Here is a 1,674-nt window from a genome sequence, read left to right on the forward strand (position 1 = left end):
ACTCGCGCACCACCGCCAGTCCCTGGGCCTCGGCAAAGGTCTGGATGGCATGGCCGATGTCGCCCAATCGGGCACCGGGCCGCACCTTGGCGATGCCCCGCCACATGGCCTCGTAGGTGAGGGTGCACAGGCGGCGCGCGGCGATCGAGCCGGCGCCCACCACGAACATGCGCGAGGTATCGCCGTGCCAGCCGTCCTTGATGACCGTGATGTCGATGTTGACGATGTCGCCGTCCTTGAGCGGACGGTCGTTGGGGATGCCGTGGCAGACCTGGTGATTGATCGAGGTGCAGATCGACTTCGGGTAGGGCGCGTATCCCGGTGGCGCGTAGTTCAGCGGCGCCGGAATCGCGCCCTGCACCTGAACCATGTGGTCATGGGCCAGCCGGTCGAGCTGATCGGTCGTCACGCCGGCCTTGACATGTGCGGCCAGCATGTCCAGGACCTCGGCTGCCAGGCGTCCGGCCACGCGCATGCCTTCGAGATCGGCAGCAGTCTTCAGGGTGATCGACATGGGCAGGAATTATCCCACCGCAACGTAAAATGCCAGGTTTCCCCCCGGCATTGCCCCACTTTCATGCCGTCCATCGATCCGAACGTTGTGTACTTCGAGGGCGGCAATGCGCTGTCCGACTTCCGGGCCCGGGCGCTGCTGTCGCGGCTGCAAGCCATCAATCCGCGCATGTGTGCCGTCGCTGCGCGGCATGTGCACTGGGCGGCGTGCCGATCTGGTTTCGATGCCGCGCGCCTCGCCGACCTGCTGACCTACGGCGAGCCGTACGCTGGCGGCGAAGACGGCATGCTCGTGGTGGTGATGCCGCGGCTGGGCACGGTTTCGCCTTGGGCCAGCAAGGCCACCGACATCGCTCGAAACTGCCTGGAAGGTGCTGCGGGTGGAGGTCTGGTTCGCGTCGAACGGGTCACCGAATACCGATTGCGGCTGGAGCGCGGCCTGTTCGGCGGGGTTGGCAAGCCGCTCGCGGCCGATGAACTGGCCGCCTGCGCCGCCGTGTTGCACGACCGCATGACCGAGAGTGTGGCCTACGAGCGCCAGGCCGCGCGGCACCTGTTCGACGAACGCGCGGGCGAGCCCCTGGCCCATGTGCGGGTGCTGGGCGCTGGTTCGCAGGCCGGCCGCGCGGCGCTGCAGCAGGCCAACCAGACGCTGGGCCTGGCGCTCAGCGACGACGAGATCGACTACCTGGTGCAGGCCTTTGCTCGCATGGGGCGCGACCCCAGCGATGTCGAGCTCATGATGTTTGCGCAGGCCAACAGCGAGCACTGCCGTCACAAGATCTTCAACGCCGACTTCACCATCGACGGCCAGCGCCAGTCGTTGTCGATGTTCGGCATGATTCGGCACACCGAGCGCGTATCGCCGCAGCACAGCGTGGTGGCGTATTCCGACAATGCCGCGGTGATGACCGGTGGCCCGGTGCAGCGCTGGGTGCCCGCCGGACATGCCGATGCAGCGCCTTACGTGGCGCGCGACGAAATCGCCCATGTGCTGATGAAGGTGGAAACCCACAACCACCCCACCGCGATCTCGCCGTTCCCGGGGGCGTCCACCGGCGCCGGTGGCGAGATCCGCGACGAAGGAGCCACCGGGCGCGGTGCGAGGCCCAAGGCCGGGTTGACCGGATTCTCGGTGTCGAACCTGCAGTTGCCCGACCG

General features: G+C 67.4%; 1 protein-coding gene and 1 pseudogene. One reads left to right on the plus strand and one right to left on the minus strand.

All coding sequences use genetic code 11. The features are described from left to right. On the minus strand, positions 1 to 514 hold a 514-nt coding region (gene map, locus L6Q67_RS23375; protein ID WP_296575864.1), incomplete at its 3' end, for a type I methionyl aminopeptidase. A 63-nt stretch (positions 515 to 577) separates the two neighbouring features. Between map and L6Q67_RS23380 the strand changes: the two are divergent. After that, a pseudogene (locus L6Q67_RS23380) lies at positions 578 to 1,674 on the plus strand (phosphoribosylformylglycinamidine synthase); the annotation flags it as partial.

This window comes from Zoogloea sp., assembly GCF_023150065.1.
GTDB lineage: Bacteria > Pseudomonadota > Gammaproteobacteria > Burkholderiales > Rhodocyclaceae > Zoogloea.